18 protein-coding genes are annotated in these 19,455 nt (G+C 39.4%); 8 read left to right on the forward strand and 10 right to left on the reverse strand.

Annotated elements, in window-relative coordinates:
• Nucleotides 1–78 precede the first annotated feature (78 nt).
• The 3 genes from DET49_RS09335 to DET49_RS09345 are packed head-to-tail and all read right to left on the reverse strand — an operon-like array spanning nt 79 to nt 2,946.
• A complete protein-coding gene (locus DET49_RS09335) occupies nt 79–1,602 on the reverse strand; it encodes a PH domain-containing protein (protein WP_133547834.1) in 1,524 nt (507 codons plus the stop codon).
• Nucleotides 1,592–2,119 (reverse strand): PH domain-containing protein, encoded by a 528-nt coding sequence (locus tag DET49_RS09340; RefSeq protein ID WP_133547835.1) that lies wholly within the window; start codon nt 2,117–2,119, stop codon nt 1,592–1,594. The genes DET49_RS09335 and DET49_RS09340 overlap by 11 nt, the downstream gene beginning before the upstream one ends.
• Nucleotides 2,107–2,946, reverse strand: coding sequence for a 1,4-dihydroxy-2-naphthoyl-CoA synthase (locus tag DET49_RS09345; protein ID WP_133547836.1), 840 nt, complete (start codon nt 2,944–2,946; stop codon nt 2,107–2,109). The genes DET49_RS09340 and DET49_RS09345 overlap by 13 nt, the downstream gene beginning before the upstream one ends.
• Nucleotides 2,947–3,051: 105 nt before the next feature.
• Here DET49_RS09345 and DET49_RS09350 point away from each other — a divergent pair, with 105 nt between their 5' ends.
• On the forward strand, nt 3,052–3,543 hold the full coding sequence (locus tag DET49_RS09350) for a hypothetical protein (RefSeq protein WP_133547837.1): 492 nt from the start codon (nt 3,052–3,054) through the stop codon (nt 3,541–3,543).
• Here DET49_RS09350 and DET49_RS09355 read toward each other — a convergent pair.
• The 5 genes from DET49_RS09355 to DET49_RS09375 form a co-directional block, all read right to left on the reverse strand.
• Nucleotides 3,540–4,382: a S1 RNA-binding domain-containing protein gene (locus DET49_RS09355; protein WP_133547838.1), complete on the reverse strand. Its 843-nt coding sequence runs from the start codon at nt 4,380–4,382 to the stop codon at nt 3,540–3,542. The genes DET49_RS09350 and DET49_RS09355 overlap by 4 nt on opposite strands.
• Before the next feature lie 110 nt (nt 4,383–4,492).
• Nucleotides 4,493–4,837, reverse strand: coding sequence for a DUF2853 family protein (locus tag DET49_RS09360; protein ID WP_133547839.1), 345 nt, complete (start codon nt 4,835–4,837; stop codon nt 4,493–4,495).
• A 68-nt stretch (nt 4,838–4,905) separates the two neighbouring features.
• Entirely contained in the window at nt 4,906–6,639 is a 1,734-nt protein-coding gene (gene menD / locus DET49_RS09365; RefSeq protein ID WP_133547840.1) for a 2-succinyl-5-enolpyruvyl-6-hydroxy-3-cyclohexene-1-carboxylic-acid synthase, read from the reverse strand.
• Between the two features lie 176 nt (nt 6,640–6,815).
• Nucleotides 6,816–7,961, reverse strand: coding sequence for a chorismate-binding protein (locus tag DET49_RS09370; RefSeq protein ID WP_133547841.1), 1,146 nt, complete (start codon nt 7,959–7,961; stop codon nt 6,816–6,818).
• A 2-nt stretch (nt 7,962–7,963) separates the two neighbouring features.
• Nucleotides 7,964–8,383, reverse strand: a complete 420-nt coding sequence (locus tag DET49_RS09375) for a PaaI family thioesterase (RefSeq protein ID WP_133547842.1) — start codon at nt 8,381–8,383, stop codon at nt 7,964–7,966.
• Nucleotides 8,384–8,431: 48 nt separating this feature from the next.
• On the opposite strand from DET49_RS09375, the gene DET49_RS09380 reads away from it, so the two are divergent.
• Together DET49_RS09380 and DET49_RS09385 are read left to right on the forward strand one after the other, a co-directional pair.
• Entirely contained in the window at nt 8,432–9,067 is a 636-nt protein-coding gene (locus DET49_RS09380; RefSeq protein WP_133547843.1) for an alpha/beta hydrolase, read from the forward strand.
• A gap of 62 nt (nt 9,068–9,129) precedes the next feature.
• Nucleotides 9,130–10,398 (forward strand): NRAMP family divalent metal transporter, encoded by a 1,269-nt coding sequence (locus DET49_RS09385; RefSeq protein ID WP_133547844.1) that lies wholly within the window; start codon nt 9,130–9,132, stop codon nt 10,396–10,398.
• Between the two features lie 781 nt (nt 10,399–11,179).
• On the opposite strand, the gene dnaK is transcribed toward DET49_RS09385, so the two are convergent.
• Nucleotides 11,180–13,108 (reverse strand): molecular chaperone DnaK, encoded by a 1,929-nt coding sequence (gene dnaK / locus DET49_RS09390; protein WP_133547845.1) that lies wholly within the window; start codon nt 13,106–13,108, stop codon nt 11,180–11,182.
• A gap of 219 nt (nt 13,109–13,327) precedes the next feature.
• Between dnaK and DET49_RS09395 the strand changes: the two genes are divergently transcribed.
• From DET49_RS09395 to DET49_RS09410, 4 genes are all read left to right on the forward strand, one after another.
• Entirely contained in the window at nt 13,328–14,761 is a 1,434-nt protein-coding gene (locus DET49_RS09395) for an L-serine ammonia-lyase (RefSeq protein ID WP_133547846.1), read from the forward strand.
• A gap of 116 nt (nt 14,762–14,877) precedes the next feature.
• Nucleotides 14,878–15,555 (forward strand): CPBP family intramembrane glutamic endopeptidase, encoded by a 678-nt coding sequence (locus tag DET49_RS09400; protein ID WP_243729597.1) that lies wholly within the window; start codon nt 14,878–14,880, stop codon nt 15,553–15,555.
• Nucleotides 15,556–15,629: 74 nt separating this feature from the next.
• The gene (locus DET49_RS09405; RefSeq protein ID WP_133547847.1) at nt 15,630–16,634 is read left to right on the forward strand and encodes an alcohol dehydrogenase; all 1,005 of its coding nucleotides are present in this window, start codon (nt 15,630–15,632) and stop codon (nt 16,632–16,634) included.
• Nucleotides 16,635–16,736: 102 nt separating this feature from the next.
• Nucleotides 16,737–17,768, forward strand: a complete 1,032-nt coding sequence (locus DET49_RS09410) for a formylglycine-generating enzyme family protein (protein ID WP_133547848.1) — start codon at nt 16,737–16,739, stop codon at nt 17,766–17,768.
• Here the strand turns inward: DET49_RS09410 and DET49_RS09415 are convergent, their stop codons facing one another.
• A complete protein-coding gene (locus DET49_RS09415; protein WP_133547849.1) occupies nt 17,769–18,224 on the reverse strand; it encodes a nuclear transport factor 2 family protein in 456 nt (151 codons plus the stop codon).
• Nucleotides 18,225–18,284: 60 nt separating this feature from the next.
• On the opposite strand from DET49_RS09415, the gene DET49_RS09420 reads away from it, so the two are divergent.
• Nucleotides 18,285–19,415, forward strand: coding sequence for a glycoside hydrolase family 18 protein (locus tag DET49_RS09420; RefSeq protein ID WP_133547850.1), 1,131 nt, complete (start codon nt 18,285–18,287; stop codon nt 19,413–19,415).
• Nucleotides 19,416–19,455 lie beyond the last annotated feature (40 nt).

Consider the following 19,455-nt stretch of genomic DNA (forward strand, 5'->3'; position numbering starts at 1 on the left):
CTATATAAAAGATGACAAAAAGTAGAAAAGGTTGCGTTGCTTTCGAAAATTAATGATCTTATCAATGTATTTTAGCAGTTACATCCAGTTTTTCGAACTTACTTCAGCTTTATACAATACATAATTTACATATGGTAATATATCCTTGGTAACCGCGTAAAACCTAAGGTCACCCCCGGCTGTATGGAAAACCACATTGACCAGGTTTTTTCTTTTATACCAGATGGGTTGGTTTACACTTATGGATTGTATTTTAAACAGTTCCAGGGTTTCTTCTGTCTTATTCCAAAATCCTGTTTTCTTCTGTAAAAATTCTTCACTGATAATGAGTTTCCGGGCCTTAAATGCCAGGATTTGTACAATTATGGCCAGAACAATATAAATAGCCGATACTACTAAGGCAGCCCATAATGAGAGGGTTATAAAACCGGTGACATACCATAGGGCCAGGAAAAGCAAAACCGGAATCATGACCAGGAAAATTTTACGAAAGAGTAATAATTTATCAGGCCTGAAAGTAGTGTTAAATCGGGTTTTGGCAGATTCAGGATATAAAAAATATTTTATTTTTTTTACGATTTCTTCTCCGAGTCCCGGGATCTTTATTTTATTCTTTTTAAGTTCATTCTCACTACTGGATAAGAAAAGTTGAGCCTCAAAAAGATTTAATCTTTTCTGTACCGGATTGGTATTAATTCGCATTAACTGAAGCCTTCTGGGTTGAAGCGAAACCTTTGTATTGGTCTTCAAACCCATCTCCACCTCTATTTTATCTTTATTCTGCTGAATCTTAAGGCCATAGTACTTAATAAAGACTTCAATAATAGTAATACAAATACTCAACAGCAAAAGCAGCAGAAAAAGAACCGTTAAAAACCCTATGGATTGTAAAACGCCGGAAAACTGATCAAAGTATACTTGAACATCTTCCATGCGATCCTTAAAATAGGTATTTATCCTATTGTAAATAGTCATTACAAAGGCGAAGATCAAGGACAGGCCCCTTAAGTAATTTGTACTGATGCCAATCTTGAGTAGCGTGAGAATTCCAACCTTATGGGTCCACATACCCCCATCACCTTCCTCTGCTTGTGTAGATTCTACTTGCGATGTTGGTGTCTGGGTCTTTTCAGCTTTTGCTTTTAAAAGAATTTCAGACAGCCTGTTGGCGTCTTTTCCTGAAATAGCTTTTATCTCTACTTCTTTTTGGTTACTTCCGGCTGTATCGATTACAAGGCTGTAAACCTTTATTATCCGTTGCAAAATGGATCGCTTAAAGTAAACCTGTTGAATTTTATTAAAAGGAATAGCGGTGTTTTCGGTAGAAAAAATTCCTTTTTCCAGAACGAATTCTTCCCGATTATAATCTATATAATAAACAAATTTGCGGTAATATAAATAACTATAGATTAAGGTTGATATACCCAATAGTAACAATCCCAGGCCAGTATATACTAAAGTGGTCCTACTGGGGCCACTTATTAATAAATATGCACCCAGGGCCCAAAAGGTCCTGAAAATTTTATAAAGACTGGAGAAAAAGATAAGAAGAACCCCGGCTTTGGATTGATGTTGTGCGGTATGATATGCTTTAGGATTCATCCTGGGTGATCTTAACTGCGATGGCTTCTTTTAGCCGGACTGCCTTTTCCGGTTCCAGTCCGGGGATGGTGATATCACTCCCACTTCCACCGGCGGTAAAAATATTAAGGCTGGAAATGCCTAAAACTTTATCCCAGACCCCTCTTGAAATCGATGCGTGCTGCACCCTATTAAATGGGATAACCGTAGCCTTATTAAAGATAAACCCCCTTTTATAAATAATATCCTTCTCCCGTAAAGCAAAACCCAGGCTTTGAAGGAGCTTGTAATTATTCCAAAACCTAAGTACAAAAGCGAGTATTAAAATTGTAAAAATAATCGCTACCTGTAGAAGATTTAATTGAAAGAACCAGAAGACTCCAAGCCCAATTAACAAGACGAGCATAAAAATGCCCGTCTGAATATGGAGTTTAATAAGATATTTAGGCGATACTGAGGAAAAATCCACCGATTCATACCTGGGCAGAGAAGTTAAATCTACTTGCTTATTACTAAATTCTTTGCCTATGGTATCCATTTCTTGTCAAAATTGGGTTTTCTCTTTTCCAGAAATGCATCACGGCCTTCTTTGGCTTCATCAGTCATATAAGCAAGGCGCGTAACTTCTCCCGCAAAAACCTGCTGACCTACCATGCCGTCATCGGTCATATTCATTGCGAATTTTAGCATTTTTATAGAAGTAGGCGACTTGGCCATAATTTCCTGTGCCCACTCATAAGCAGTGGCTTCCAGCTCATCGTGCGGAATTACGGCATTTACCATTCCCATCTCATAGGCTTCCTGGGCTGAATAGTTTCTTCCCAAAAAAAAGATTTCCCGAGCTTTTTTCTGACCAACCATTTTGGCCAAATATGCGGACCCATACCCAGCATCAAAACTGGTAACATCGGCATCTGTTTGTTTAAAAATGGCGTTTTCCTTACTGGCCAGGCTTAGATCACAAACCACGTGCAAACTATGCCCGCCACCAACAGCCCAGCCGGGAACCACGCAAATCACAGCCTTGGGCATAAACCTTATTAGACGCTGAACCTCAAGAATATTCAACCGGTGATAACCATCCTCGCCCACATAGCCCTGATGTCCACGTGCTTTTTGATCACCCCCGCTACAAAATGCCCATTTGCCATCCTTGGGGGATGGTCCTTCAGCAGAGAGTAAGACACAGCCAATCGATGTATCCTCGTGAGCATCATGAAAGGCATCTAAAAGTTCGGAGGTAGTTTTAGGCCTGAATGCATTGCGAACCTCGGGTCGGTTAAAAGCAATCCTTGCCACACCACCTGATTTTTTATAAGTTATATCTTCGTATTGCTTTACTGTTTTCCAGTTGATTTCACTCATAAGTCTTTATTTTATTCAAAAATAAGCTTTTCAATTTATCTTAATATCTTTGCGCAACAAATAGATTTGCATTGTTTTTGTTGTACTAAATACAAAAGTCGTAAAATGAATTTTCGTATCCTTTTCCTAAGCCTGTTTTTCTTTAGCATAACCACAGTCTCTGCCCAGGAGTACTGGGATATGGGTGATTTTGAAATCAGCAATTACAGCATAGAACCTTCGTGGAGCGACCTTAGTTTTGGACAACAATTCTTTAAAGGCGATTTTGATCTTCCCAGTGGCGAATTTCTAAATGTTGACGATAATAAACCTTCAAGCGTAGATATGGTAGGAATTCTCGAGCAACAGCGAAATATGCAAAAACCCACTGTCGATATTGGCTCTCCATTACCTACAAGGACGCAAAAGAAAAAAGCTTTTGAGATTACCAACAACTATAGAATAAGGGATAAAGACGAGGTCTATAACGATGCTCTTAATTCCAATCCCTATTATCAAAATCAGCGGATTTATCAAAATGCACTACACCGGCAGACACAACGAAGGATGTATTATAACTCCTATTATTCCCCTGCCAGCGGTCGTTACTTCTACTAATTTTCGTTTTGGTTCAGGTAAAGCCCGTCGTCCTTAATTTCGATTTTTCTTTGTTTATAAAGATTCCCGGCGGCACGCTTGAAACTCTTTTTACTGATCCCCAACTGACTGTGTATTGCTTCCGGAGAGGATTTATCAGTAAGGTTTAAATAACCATCATTTTGCTTTAATTTATCGAGGATCAATTCAGCGTTTGGCTCAATACTCCTATAACCCGGTCTTTGCAAGCTCACATCTATTTTCCCATCAGGACGGGTTTTAGTGATAAACCCACGCATTTCATCGCCTACATTTATTTCCTGGAAAACATCATCGTGATAAATCAAACCCAAATGCAATTGATTGATGATTACATTGTACCCTAAATCGCTTTTATTACTAATTATAAGGTCTACCTCTTCAAAAGGCTCAACAGTCAGCTCCGAATTATCTAAAAATGCGTGTACTTTACTGGAAGCTACCAAACGATCAGTATCTTCATCCAAATAGCAAAAAATAAGGTAGCGCCCACCTTTTTTCATCGGGTAGGCCTGCTCTTTAAAGGGAACAAATAAATGTTTCTCCAGTCCCCAGTCCAAAAAGGCACCAAATTCAGTTACCTCAGCACATTTTAGAAAAGCGAATTCATCTAGTTTCACCAAAGGCTCTAAAGTGGTAGCTACCGGTCTTTCTTCGTGATCCAGGTAAACGAAAACATCGATTTCATCACCAATTTCAAAGGTTTCAGGAATATATTTGTTCGGAAGTAAAACTTCATCTCCTTGAGTATCTGTTAAGAAAAGTCCAGGTTCGGTTTCCCTGACAATATTAAGTGTATGATTTTCGCCGATTCTAAGCATAATCTAAATTTTGAGTGCAAAGATACTTTATATTTTACGGCTTTTGCATAAAAGGGAAAAATCCGTTCTTCCTCTTGAAAAACGGATTTCTAAAATATTCCTTGCTTCAATTATTTAAAAACACTTTCCTTTTTAAAATATTTAGTAAGCAGGTAATAAACCACCGCGCGGTATTTATTACGGTTAGACTTTCCGTACTTCTCCATCACGGCATTTAATCCCACATCCAGTTTTTCGTCATCCTTTAAGCCCAGTTTTTTAATAAGGAAATTTCGCTTAATAGTTTCCAATTCGGTTTCTGAAGAACCAGAAACGGTTTCAGCATCAGTTCTAAAAATACTGGGTCCGCAGGATTCGGTTACCTTTCTCAGCAGATCCACATCGGGCTCCTCCCCCGTTTTGTCTTTTACATCCTGGATGTATTTCCCTACTTTTTCATCGGTTTTTGTACTCATAATTACAATATTTTGGATTATTCCTTACCAAGTTACCGAAATGAGTATTTTTCTGCGAATTTAAAATCTTAAGATTTCATAAAATTGAAATATTCCAGCAGTACTTCATCATTGACTGTTCTGGGAGTGAAAATTTCCAAAAGTTTAGGTTGGGGCGAATCATTAAAGAAATTCTTTAAATGCATCTTGATGTCTTCCGGACTTTTAGCCGACTGATATTGCAAGCCATACATTTGGCTTAAAAATTTTGCCTGAAGCTGGTGGGTGGTTTCGAAATAAGTTTCAAAATTCTCGGTATTCTTATTTCCAGGTAAAATCCTGAAGATACCGCCACCATTGTTATTTAAAATAATTATCCTAAAACTGCTGGGGATATAATTATTCCATAACGCGTTACTATCATAGAAAAAGCTTAGATCACCAGAAATCATAAGGGTGGGCTCACGGTTCACGCAGGCTGCTCCAACAGCGGTAGAAATGCTACCGTCAATTCCGCTGGTACCGCGATTGCAAAAAATACGCAGGCTTTCCTTCCATCTAAATAATTGCGCATAACGAATGGTAGAACTATTCCCCAGGTGCACCATATATTTATCAGGAACCTGTGGCACGATTTCCTGCATCGCCTTCAGGTCAGAATAAGGAATTTCGTTCATATATTCCCTATGCCGAATTTGGCGTTTGTTTTTTACTTGTTTCCAAAATGTACCATAATCACTTTCATTTTTTTCAGTGAGTGGAAAAAAATGTGAAAAGAAGGAATTTACCGTTGTTTCAAAATGCTTGTTAAGGCAGAAAAAAGTATTATAAGCTTTCTTGGAATCAATATGCCAGTGTTGCTGTGGTTGATAATTTCTTAAGAAGGCTTTGATTTTTTTGGAAACGATCATTCCTCCAAAGGTGAGCAAAATTTCAGGCTGCAGGGCTTTGAATAATTCCTCGCGGTTTTCGTCCTTTTCGATGGGTCCGATCAAGGTATCTATCCGTGTAAAAAATTCGGAATGATTTAAATTGGAAGTTGTTTCCGTAAGGACAATAACCGAATCATCCTGTGCGAGTTCTTCCAAAAACTTCTTTTCTACAGCCCCAGGCTGGGCAACACCCACTATCACCATTTTCCGTTTAGCCTTGTTCCATAGAGCAGCATAGCTGGCCAACTGGTTCTCGGTATAGGTTCGCTCCTTAATTTCCGGTAAAATCTCAATGGGATTCACCTCTGCATCCTCTACAAGATCATACAAAGGTTCGTAAAACGGCACGTTAATATGAACCGGCCCTTTTCCTTCTATCGCTTTATTGAGTGCAAGATTGATCTCCCTTTCATTATGTTTTTGAGATTCGAATTGTTTTTGCTGAAGTTTTTTATCCCTCGCCTGGAAATCCAGCACCAACTCGGAATGCAAATTGGCTGAATATAAAATATGATTTTCAAATACGTTCTTCTGTCTAATGGTTTGTCCATCACCAATATCTATTCGTTCTATGGGACGGTCGGCGGAAATAATGACCAAAGGAATATCACTGTAAAAAGCCTCGGCAATGGCCGGATAGTAATTGAGTAAGGCAGAGCCCGAGGTGCAGACAAGCGCCACAGGCTTTTGCAATTGCTGGGCCATTCCCAGTGCAAAAAAAGCCGCACAACGTTCATCCACAATACTATAAGGTTTAATGTCCCGATGGTGCGTAAATCCTATAGTTAGAGGGGCGTTCCTGGAACCCGGGGAAATTACTACGTGATGTATGTTTTTAGCAACGCAAAGGGCTACAATAGATCTGGCAACAGGTATTTTGGAATATTTCACAAAGTTTATTTTGTAGACTCCGCAGCCCCGGATAGTATTCCAGAGAAACTGCCGAGAGCTTTTCTATTTAGTAAGTTATATAATCAATCTGGACCTATTCCAGGTCCCGAGCTAAAAAGCAATTCAATAGTATCAAAATTACGATTTCAAAAAGATTTTAGCTGCAGGATTTGCGCTTATTTAACAAGCACTGATTTAATCGTATAGGATTTGTTGACGGTCTCCTGCCATTCCTTTGGAGGATCGGAATCTTTGGTGATACCGCCTCCAATAAATAACCGAGCTTTCCCCGCATCGAGTTTCATACAACGTAGGTTCACAAATAAGGAAGTATGCTTTACAATGCTTGCATAGGCCTGGTTCTCCTGGTTTTTACGGTTTCCATTTCGTTTGATCTCTTTTTTCATATTTAATTCACCTAAAAAGCCCGAATAGAATTCCCGATTATAGGCTTCATTTTTCAAGATAAATTTCCTTGATTTTTCTTTGGGAAGCCCACAGACAGCAGGTGTTGGATGTAAAGCTAAAATAAGCTCTTTTAGAGTGGAACTTTTTGGTTCCAGCATGCCTGTTATATCGGTTTGCAGATGCAACAAATTTCCAGCTTTGCTGGTGTAAGGTTCTGATCTATGAATCGTTCCAGCGACTTTATCCTTTAAATTTTCCAGGATTGCCTGGGTTACAATTTGCTGTTCCTCGATCTCCTTATCTTCCCAATTTACATTAATAGTTCCCTGAAAGGACTGGGTTCCGGCAAGGGCCATTGTTCTAAATTTACCGCGTTCTACACGCAAAAGAACTTCCGGGGTGGCGCCAAGCCAAATGCCTGTTTGAGGGTGAAACCATAAATACACAAAAGCAGTTTCATATTTCTTTAGCAGATTCTTAAAAATTTCCAGGGCTTCAAGAGCGGTTTGCACATCTTCCTTTCGTGAGAGGACCACTTTTTTGAATTCGCCTTGCCTTATGGCATCAATTGCTTTCTGCACTAATTCTTCATGTTGAATTTTTGCTTTGGCATTGGTATAGGCCGGTGGGAATTCCTGGTCTTTTTCCTTATCCCTGTTAGCATTTTCGGAAGGAAATTCAGTAACAATACTTTCAGCTTTCTCCAAGGGAATTATAAGCACCTTTTCAGCGATATCAAATGGGGCAAAAATAAAACCACTTTGGCTAAAATCTGAGGTTTCATAAATTTCAGCTGAATCCTGAAGTAAAGCCCTGGTGAGCCCACTTTTGAGTTTAGGATCCCTGTAGGCCACCAAAGGCCTTCCATTATTAATTTGCGTTTCTAATCTTTTAAAAAATTCTTCCTTATTCATTTCTATCTCTTTTTAGGCAATGCTATAGTAGTAAGTTTAACGATAGAAACCAGGTTCTCGGCTTCATCGGTAATCCTGATCTCCCATAGTTGTGTGGTGCGGCCTTTATGAAGAAAAGTTGCTTTGGCAAAGACAAATCCTTCCGCCTTACTTTTTAAATGATTCGCTGAAATTTCAATGCCGCGGATAAAGAACTCTTTAGTATTTAGAAAAACATAACTAGCCATACTTCCTACACTCTCAGCTAAAGCCACGCTAGCTCCGCCGTGCAAAACCCCATCGGGTTGGTGCACTTTTGGGGTAACCGGCATTTTGGCGATCAAATAATCGTCCCCAACTTCCGTAAATTCAATATCCAGGGTTTCCATAAGTGTGTTTTTACACATCTCTTTCGAAAGCTCCAGGATTTCCTCTTTGGTCATAGCAATAAGATTGGTTTCTTTGTAAAAATACAAAACCGGCCCAGAAAAATGAGTACCGAAAAGCAGCTTTCTTATCAGATCACCAACACCTACAGTGTTTTAAACGATTTTACCAGTAAAACAAAAACAGTTTGGCTGGTTTGCCACGGAATTGGTTATTTAAGCCGATATTTTCTCAGGCATTTTCATCATTTAGATGCCGAAGAAAATTACATTATCGCTCCCCAGGCTCAAGCTAAGTATTATCTTAACAATGAATATAAGCATGTTGGCGCTTCCTGGCTTACTAAAGAACGCACACAAATGGAAAGCGAAAATGTCCTGAATTATCTGGACGAAGTTTACAAAGCTGAAAATCTTGAAAACTCATCCAGATTAATTATTTTAGGTTATTCCCAGGGTGTTTCGGTAGCAAGCAGGTGGATAGCAAAGAGAAAGATCCCCTGTGATGAATATATAATGCATTCGGGGAAGTTACCTGCAGAATTAACCAGGGAGGATTTTCAGTTTTTAAATAAAACAAACTTTACGTTTATCTACGGAACTGAAGATGCGTATCTTAAAAACGGAATTATTAAAGTGGAAGAAAAAAGATTAAACGAATTATTTCCCAGTAATTTAAAGATCAGAACCTATAAAGGGGGACACGAGATAAACACTAAATTTATTGCTGAATTTGCTTAAATTGATTTCTGGACTATCCCGTTCTAATAAAATCATGGTGCGGGGCATTGAATCTAATTTAAATGGAACAAAAAACTACTTCTAAAACCTCCATTTTAAAAAGTATTGGGCCTGGCTTTTTACTTGCAGGTGCAGCCATTGGGGTTTCCCATTTGGTCCAGGCCACAAGGGCCGGTGCGGATTATGGATTTGTCTTAATTTGGGTTTTAATTATTGCCTGTATTTCAAAATATCCATTCCTTGAATTTGGGCCAAGGTTTGCCGCGGCCACTGGAAATCACTTGATAAGTGGTTATAAAAAACTCGGGAATTTTCCTTACTGGACCTATATTATAATTACAATAGGTAGTATGTTTATTATCCAGGCCGCAGTAACTATTGTAACGGCTGGCCTGGCGGAACGTTTATTCAATTTTGGCTGGTCTCTGTTTTTATGGAGCGGAGTAATTCTGGTAGCCTGTATCGTCCTGCTTTTAATTGGAAAATACCCAGGACTCGATAAGAGTATGAAAATCATTGTGACCCTATTAACCCTGGCCACGCTCGCGGCGGTAATAATGGCTCTTGGAGCAGGAACAATAAACCAAGTTGCCCATACAGAACCACCTTCCCTATGGACCACGGCCAGTTTGGGTTTTATCATCGCTTTTATGGGCTGGATGCCTATTCCCTTAGATGCTTCTGTTTGGCATTCTATATGGACCAAAGAAAAGGCGATCCAGAACAATCAGAAGATTTCTGTAAGAGGTGCTTTTGCCGATTTTAATGTAGGCTATCTTTCTGCCGCCTTTATCGGCTTGCTATTCTTTCTACTCGGGGTTTTAGTTATGTATGGCAGTGGCACTTCATTTTCGAGCAATAGTGTGGAGTTCTCGGGTCAGTTGGTAGAGCTTTACGGAAAAACCCTTGGAAAGTGGAGTAAGCCTTTAATCTCGGTAGCGGCTTTTATAACCATGCTCAGTACGGTGTTAACCGTCACCGATGCCTACCCCAGGGTGATTTCTGAATTAAAAATTCGTAATAAAGATAAGGTCGAAGACAAAAAAATAAAATGGCAAATCTACAAGATCTCCATTTTCATTATTCCGGTGCTATCACTTTCAATTTTGTATTTTCTCTCGGGCTCATTTACAATTTTAGTAGATTTCGCCGCAGGACTTTCATTTCTATCCGCCCCATTTCTGGCATGGTTTAATTACAAACTGGTCACCGGTACACAAATGCCAAAAGAACAGCGGCTGGGCCAAACTTATAAGATTTTCAGCCTCCTGTGTTTTGCTCTTTTAGTCGTTTTTAATTTTGTGTATTTATATTATACTTTTGTGGCTTAGAGAAATTAAATATAATCCTCAAAATGAGAATATTGCTCTTCAGCCAGGAATGTAATATCTCCTTTATACGAAGCTTTAAGGTGGTACCTATGGATTAATAATGGGATACAGTCTGATATTTTTTGGTAGCAATAACTTCAAAATCATCTTCTATTTTTTTATAAGCACCTCATTCAAGATTACTTATAGCAACCCAGTAACCTTCAGATCTGATTACAAAAAATAGTTTAGTAACGGTATCTATACCACCAACTAAATTACTAACTCCTAATATTTCATTGATTACCTGCGTTTCTCCATTGTGTATCGCAATTAAAAAATCATAGCAGTCTAAACCGACCAAACCCTTACAATGCTTAATCCAAATCAAAACAACGCTCTTTTGCCGGTGTACCACCTTCAGGAAATCTTGGATATTAATAATTCCCCGCTATAAGTTATAACGGCTCTTCCTAGAAAACTAATAATTCCAGCTAAGTCTAAACTGGAATAATTTACTTCCCTTTCTTCAAATTCTTGGAACTTTTTAAAGTCAAGATTTATTTCATTAGCAATAAATCCTCCTCTTTTTCACACGCAAATAGAAAGCAGGCACAAACAAATAGTATAATTTTTTTCATCATGTTGGTATTTATATAATAGATGTAATACCTACCAAATGGTTGCCTGTTAAAATGAAAAAAGCGCAATCCTCCAATATTCTGGAAAATTGCGCTTTTAATTTTATAAGCAATTCACTTAATTTTCAAAATGCAATGCGATTTGAAAACTGGTGCTATGCTTACTTAACCTCTTCAAAATCTACATCTTCAACATCGTCTCCACTTTTGGCGTTGCCTCCGTCTTTTTTATCGCCCTGGGCTCCTGTTGCACCTTGTTGTGGTCCTGCCTGGCCTCCCTGAGCCTCAGCCTGTGCTTTATACATTTCTTCAGAAGCTGTTTTCCAGGCTTCGTTCAATTTATCTAAAGCTGGGGTGATTTGATCCAGTTCCTTAGTTTCATAAGCTTTTTTCAACTCTTCTAAAGCTTCTTCTACCGGCTTTTTCTTGTCTTCAGAAATCTTATCTCCAAATTCTTTCAACTGCTTCTCAGTTTGGAAGATCATAGCATCAGCTTCATTAAGCTTATCTACCTTTTCTTTGGTCTTCTTATCGCTTTCAGCATTTGCTTCAGCTTCTTTCTTCATTTTCTCTATTTCCTCTTCGGTTAATCCTGAAGAAGCCTCGATACGAATATCCTGAGATTTTCCGGTTGCTTTATCTGTAGCACTTACCTTGATGATACCATTGGCATCGATATCAAAGGTTACTTCAATTTGAGGCGTTCCTCTTGGTGCCGGTGGAATTCCGTCTAAATGGAATCTACCAATTGTTTTATTATCTGCCGCCATTGGACGTTCCCCCTGTAATACGTGTATTTCTACCGAAGGTTGATTATCGGCTGCAGTAGAGAAGGTCTGGGATTTTTTGGTCGGAATCGTGGTATTAGATTCTATCAACTTCGTGTTAACACCTCCCATAGTTTCAATACCTAAAGAAAGTGGGGTAACATCTAGTAGCAATACATCTTTTACATCTCCTGTCAAAACACCACCCTGAATAGCTGCACCAATGGCAACAACCTCGTCTGGGTTTACTCCTTTTGAAGGTTTCTTACCAAAGAAGGCCTCTACCTCTTCCTGAATTTTAGGAATACGGGTAGACCCCCCAACAAGAATTACTTCGTCGATATCACTTTTTGAAAGTCCCGCATCGCTAAGGGCCTTTTTAACAGGTTCCATAGAACGGGTTACTAAATCAGACGCTAATTGCTCGAATTTTGAACGGCTAATGGTCTCCACAAGGTGTTTTGGTCCACTTGAGGTTGCCGTTACATATGGTAAATTGATCTCGGTTTGAGTAGAAGAAGACAACTCGATTTTAGCCTTTTCCGCAGCTTCTTTCAAACGCTGAAGTGCCATTGGATCTTTTCTTAAATCAATATCTTCCGCTTTTTGAAAGGTATCTGCAAGGTAGTCGATCAGTACCTCGTCGAAATCGTCACCACCAAGGTGGGTATCCCCATTGGTAGATAAAACTTCAAATACCCCGTCACCTAATTCAAGAATAGAAATATCGAAAGTACCACCTCCAAGGTCATATACAGCGATTTTCTGGTCCTGAGATTTTTTATCAAGCCCATAAGCAAGTGCTGCTGCAGTCGGTTCGTTGATAATTCGGCTTACTTTCAAACCGGCGATCTCTCCGGCTTCTTTTGTAGCCTGGCGCTGAGAATCGTTAAAATAAGCTGGTACGGTAATTACCGCTTCAGTTACATCCTGACCCAGGTAATCCTCTGCCGTTTTCTTCATTTTTTGAAGAACCATAGCAGAAAGCTCCTGAGGAGTGTATTTTCTTCCGTCAACATCTACGCGGGGCGTATCATTATCACCTTTCACTACTTTATAAGGAACCCTTCCTGCTTCTTTAGAAGATTCGGAGTATTTGTTCCCCATAAAACGTTTAATTGACGAAATTGTTTTAGTAGGGTTAGTTACTGCCTGACGCTTGGCCGGGTCACCCACTTTTATTTCGCCACCTTCCACAAATGCGATCACAGAAGGTGTTGTTCTTTTTCCTTCGGCATTAGGTATTACCGTAGGCTCGTTACCTTCCATTACGGCGACGCAAGAGTTAGTAGTACCTAAGTCAATTCCAATTATTTTACTCATAACTTTATAGGTTGAATTTTATATTATTGATTTCAATTCTTCGGGGTGTTAAAGTCAATCATTATGCCAGCGGAAAACTTATGACATGTTGTCATTTTATCTCCGAACCACTTGCCAAATCTGCGCTTTGGTAGGGAGTAAATAATTTTAATATTTCTTCAATTCTTTCGCCATCAAACTAACAAATCCTTATTTTTGCAGTAAAACTGGAGTTAAACGATGCGAAAAATTGAATGTATTAGCGTTTTTGATATGTTGAAAGTGGGGGTGGGTCCTTCGAGTTCTCATACTTTAGGTCCCTGGCGTGCTGCCCAACGCTGGATTGCTGAATTAAAGCAAAAAGGCACTTTCCATCAGGTTCAGCACATTCATATCGATCTTTATGGCTCCCTTTCCCTTACTGGAATAGGTCACGCAACTGATATTGCCACTATTCTGGGGCTATGCGGCCATGATCCGGTAACTATGGATATCTCTACAATTGATGCAGAAATTCAGAAGATTCGCCAGACAGGGAAACTACAATTCAACGCTGAACGGGAAATCGATTTCAGCACGGAAGATGATGTAAAATTCAATCGCAAGTTTCTTGAATTTCATCCCAACGGAATGACCTTTCGTGCAAAACTGACAAACGGTAAAAAATCCTCGTCTTCGTTTTATTCCATCGGCGGAGGATTCGTTGTAAAAAAAGAGCGGAAAAACGCCAGCAGGAAAATGAAAAGCTTTCTGGAATTTCCTTTTCCTATAGAGAAAGCAACAGAGCTCCTTGCCTACTGCAAGGCCGAAAATAAACTTATTTCTGAAATCGTCCTGGAAAATGAAAAATCCCTTAGAAGCCCGGAAGAAATAAATTCGGGTTTGAAGCAAATATGGGACGTGATGCTAGAGTCCATGTATATTGGATGCCATACCGAAGGTACACTTCCCGGCGGACTTAATGTCAAACGTCGGTCCTTTGAAATGCATCAGCGCCTTATTGCTGATGAAAAATATGATTCGCCCGAGCAATGGATCAGTGCCATTAGAAGAACCGAAGTTAAATTCAGACAAATTCTTAAATGGGTAAGCTGTTTTGCCATTAGTGTAAATGAAGTAAATGCTTCCCTTGGACGAGTAGTTACCGCACCAACAAACGGTAGCGCGGGTACCGTGCCCTCGGTTATGATGTATTATATGGTCATAGAAAATCACCAAGCCACTTTTGAAGATATGAAACGTTTTATGCTTGTGGCCGGTGAAATTGGTAGCCTCTTTAAAAAAGGCGCCACAATTTCTGCTGCCATGGGCGGTTGCCAGGCTGAAATTGGTGTATCCTCGGCAATGGCTGCCGGCGGATTAACCGAACTGCTGGGGGGAACCCCAGAACAAGTCTTAATGGCTGCAGAAATAGCCATGGAACATCATCTGGGTTTAACCTGTGATCCTATTGCCGGTTTGGTTCAGGTACCTTGTATTGAAAGAAATGCTATGGGAGCCATCAAAGCCATCAACGCCGCAGAAATCGCACTGGAAAGTGATGCCACCAAAGCAAAGGTACCTTTGGATAAAGTTATTGAAACCATGTGGGACACTGCAAAAGATATGAACTCCAAATACAAGGAAACCTCAGAAGGCGGACTCGCAGTCAAAGTGAATTTAAGCGATTGTTAAACCCCCAGGCCAGAAAGTGGTAGCGAACTGGGAAATTTTTATCATAAAAACATTTCATAATCTACTGCTTAATGAAAAGACAGTTTTAAATTGCGGTGATATTTAAAACAAAAACTTTGCAGTTCCCTAAAATCCCACCCAAAGTCAGCAATCTCTTTCGCAACTATTGGTTGATGCTTGGCACCTATTTCCTGTTTTTCTTTTTACTGGGGTTTTTAAACACTTTTTTACCTGAATTAGACCTGGAAAAATACCAACAGACAGAATTGTTTGACCTGATGGATGAGAATCCCTTGGCATTTGTGATTATGGCAGTAATCATCGCACCGCTGCTGGAAGAAAGTATATTCCGAACACTTATAAAGCCATCTTTTACTGAAATCTATATTTTTATTTGTGCAGTGATTGCTTTCGTCGGCCTGGGTTTTATTCCACAAGAAGCGCATTCCCTTCTCAAATATACCCTGGTAATTATATCGGCAATAATAATCTTTCTTTTTTTACAATCTTTAAAACCTGCCCGGCCATTTCGCAGATTCCGTATTTTCCTGTACCGAAATTACAAAGTGCTCTGGTTGCTTACCTCGCTGATTTTCGGCCTGGTTCACATCTGGAATTACGTGGAAGGCTGGCAATTCGATATGATTTTATTCCTCCTAATTTTTCCCCGGATTATCGCAGGTTATTTTTTTGGGAAAATCAAAATCGAAAATGGAAATCTTATCTGGCCCATCACCATGCACGCCATGAATAACGGCATTGTAGTATTCTTCATACTTCCGAAGCTTTTATAAACTTTTTTAACATAGGGTTAAAACAGAAGCCTTTATGCATTTTGTAACTTCAAGTTTCAAAAAAAATTCAAGTTATGAAAGCAGTACAGGTAAAAGAAAAAGGTGGTGATTTTAAGGTTGTAGAAATAGATAAACCTTCACCAAAAGAGAATGAAGTATTAATTAAGGTAGAAGCTTGCGGTATCTGCCACAGCGATGCTTTTGTTAAAGAAGGTGCATTTCCAGGTATTGAGTACCCCCGCGTTCCTGGGCACGAAGTGGTGGGAATTGTACAGGAAGTAGGTGCTCGCGTGAAAAACTGGAAAAAAGGTCAACGCGTCGGGATAGGCTGGCACGGTGGCCATTGTTTTCAATGTGAACCCTGCAGACGTGGGGATTTTATTAGCTGTGAAAATGCGAAAATCAGTGGGATCTCCTATGATGGCGGTTATGCTGAATATATGACCGCACCACAGGAAGCCGTTGCGAGTATTCCAGAAGAATTGTCTTCGGCGGAGGCTGCCCCCCTGCTCTGCGCCGGGATTACGGTTTTTAACGCTTTACGAAATTCAGGAATTACAGCCGGGGATACAGTTGCGATCCAGGGAATTGGCGGCCTTGGGCATTTAGCCATTCAATATGCCGCGAAAATGGGTATGCGTACCGTGGCAATTTCTACCAGCGACAGCAAAAAAGAACTGGCCAAAGAATTGGGCGCGCACCATTTTATAAATGCGAAACAAACTGATGCTTCCAGGGAATTACAAAATATGGGAGGTGCAAAATTAATACTGGCTACCGCTCCCCACAGCGAAGCGATCACTTCTGTAATCGGAGGACTAGGAATTGATGGAAAACTACTAATGGTAGCTGCCACCGGAGATCCTATTGAAGTCTCCCCAATGGAACTTTTAATGGGAAGAAAATCTGTTGCCGGTTGGCCAAGTGGTACTGCAATTGATTCTGAAGATACTTTGAAATTTAGCGCAATGACCGGAACACTTCCAAAAATTGAAGAGTTTCCTCTGGATAAAGTAAGTGAAGCTTATGAAAAGATGATCACTAATAAAGCACGTTTCAGAGTGGTGCTAAAACCATAATTTTTTCCAATTTTTTTATTTCAGCCGTGAACTTATGAAATTATTTCTGAGTTTCGCGGCTTATTACTTTTACCGCAACTATCTTTACCTGAAAATTAAAAAATGAATTCCTACATTTTTAAATTTAGCATTATCGCCTTCATTTTCTTTTCATTTTCCAGTTGTAAAAATCAGGAAAATGAGACTGTTAAAGCACCTGAGGAAAATAATAAGGAAACTAAAAAATCCTATTTTGATAATTACATGGAAGAAATTGCAGAAATTGAAGAACGTGATTCAGTTTCAACTGCCGGGATGCTTAAAATAGAAGGTGGCCAGTACAAAATGGGTGGTAATTCCAAGCAGGCCCGTAGAGACGAATTTCCCCAGCATACAGAAACTATCAAAGGGCTATGGGTAGACAAAACCGAGGTCACCAACGCTGAATTTCGGGAATTTGTAGATGCAACCGGCTACGTAACCACGGCAGAGCGTAGTTTTGAAATTAACGGAAAAACATACCCCCCAGGGGCGATGACCTTTGATCCCGATAATCCGCAAAGATGGTGGAAATTTAAAAAAGGAGCCAACTGGAAACATCCACAAGGTCCTGGAAGCTCTATTGAAGGAAAAGAAAATCATCCCGTGGTGCAGGTTTCCTGGTACGATGCGATGGCTTATGCTAAATGGGCAGGAAAACGTTTACCAACTGAAGCAGAATTTGAATATTTGGCTCGGGGAGGTAAAGAAAACCAAATTTATCACTGGGGAAACGATTTTAAAAAGGCTACCGAATTTGTTAATTTTCATCAGGGTGAATTTCCTATAAACAATGAAATAAAAGATGGTTTTGAGGATACAGCGCCGGTAAAGAGTTTACCTGCTAACGGGTTCGGACTTTATGAAATTTCAGGAAACACCTGGGAGTGGGTTTTGGACACTTATTATCCTAATGCCTATACAAGGTTGGCACAACGAACCGATGGTTATTTTAAAGAATATTTCAATAACAAACAGCAAAAAGTAATTCGAGGGGGTTCTTTTTTATGCAGTGAGTCTTATTGTAGCGGATACCGCAATGCAGCAAGAATGAGCTCTACCCCCGAAAGCGGTTTGGAACACCTGGGGTTCCGCTGTGTAAAAGATTTAGAATAATCATGGACATCCCAGTTTACTGCGGGTATCAACAAGGTAAATTATCTTCCATTGACTTTCGGATTTCATCAACTGGAAAGTATTCACGCCACAATGACTTAACTGGTCATTTACATAGAAGGAATACGGTGTGCTTACATTAGCAATCATTCCATTTATATTAATTTCAAACCCATGTAATTCCTCTTTGAATTTTATGGATTCATCAATGGAGACGATAGATTTCAAAAAGCTTGCATATGCTATGCTGGAAAGACTGGTATTTCCGACCGAATCAATTGCAACCGACTGCATTTTGATTTGGGGATGCGCAAGGATTTTCAAGGTCGCTGAATCTTGAGCGTGAAAAGCCACAAAGAATTCCTGAATTAAATTCTCGATATTTTCCTTATCCATATCCTGACTCCAGCTTAATTGTCCTAAGAGAAAAAAACAAATTAGGTATAACTTCTTCATTTGAATATATTTATTCCTGCAAACTTAGTATTTTAAAACGCCATGTTAATCTTTTGAACTATGAAACCAATATCCATTATTAGTCTTTATCTCTTTATAAGTGTCTCGTTTATAAATTTAGAAATAAATGCTCAAGATGAACATAACAAAAAGATTGTAGGATATATTCTCGGGGGTAATGTAGAGGAAAAATTTGATGAAATTTCTCCCCAAAAACTCACCCATATAAACTATGCATTTGCCAATATTAAAGAAGGAAAAATTGTAGCAGGAAATCCTAAAGACAAAAAACGATTGGAAAAAATAAACCTTTTAAAAAAGGATAATCCTGATTTAAAAATCCTAATTTCTGTTGGGGGATGGAGCTGGTCTGGTGGTTTTTCAAAGGCAGTAGCCACCCCGGCTGCCAGGGAGAAATTTGCTAATAGTGGAATTTCTTTTCTTCAAAAACATAAAATTGATGGAATAGATTTAGATTGGGAATATCCCGGGCAACCAGGCGCTGGAAATCCTCACACCCCTGAGGATAAACAAAACTTCACTTCTATTTTAAAGCTTTTCAGAAAAAAATTAGATTCCCTGGGTCAAATAGACCAGGAAAAATATTTGCTCACCATCGCTACCGCTGCAAACCAACAATACCTTGATCACGTAGAATTAGAAAAAATTCATCCTTACCTGGATTTTATAAATATTATGAGTTACGACTACCAGGGTGGTTGGAATGATCTTACCTCACATCATACCAATTTATATGTTTCAAATACTGATCCTGAACAATACAAACAAAGCACTCAAATTGCTGTAAAAGAGCATTTAAATGCCGGAGCACCTTCGGAGAAACTAATTGTTGGCGTTGCCTTTTATGGAAGAGGCTGGCACGATACTAAAAAGGAAAATAACGGATTACATCAGCCTGCCATGGGAAATGCTTTCAGTATAAATTATCGGGAAATTAAAGATAGTTTACAATCCGGAAATTATAAATATCATTGGGATAAGCAGGCAAACGCTCCTTACTTATGGCGGGAAGATACCGGTACATTTATCACCTATGACGACCCTGAATCTATAAAGAAAAAAGCAAAATTCATTAAACAGAATAATCTTGGCGGTGCGATGTTTTGGCAGTATCATGGGGATGATGGCCAGCTGCTGGAGGCCTTATATACTGAACTTAAAAAACAATAAAGGCGGCTCGGGCCTGAAAACCGACTGTTTTTGTACTTTT

Source organism: Salegentibacter sp. 24, assembly GCF_004362395.1.
Lineage (GTDB): Bacteria > Bacteroidota > Bacteroidia > Flavobacteriales > Flavobacteriaceae > Salegentibacter.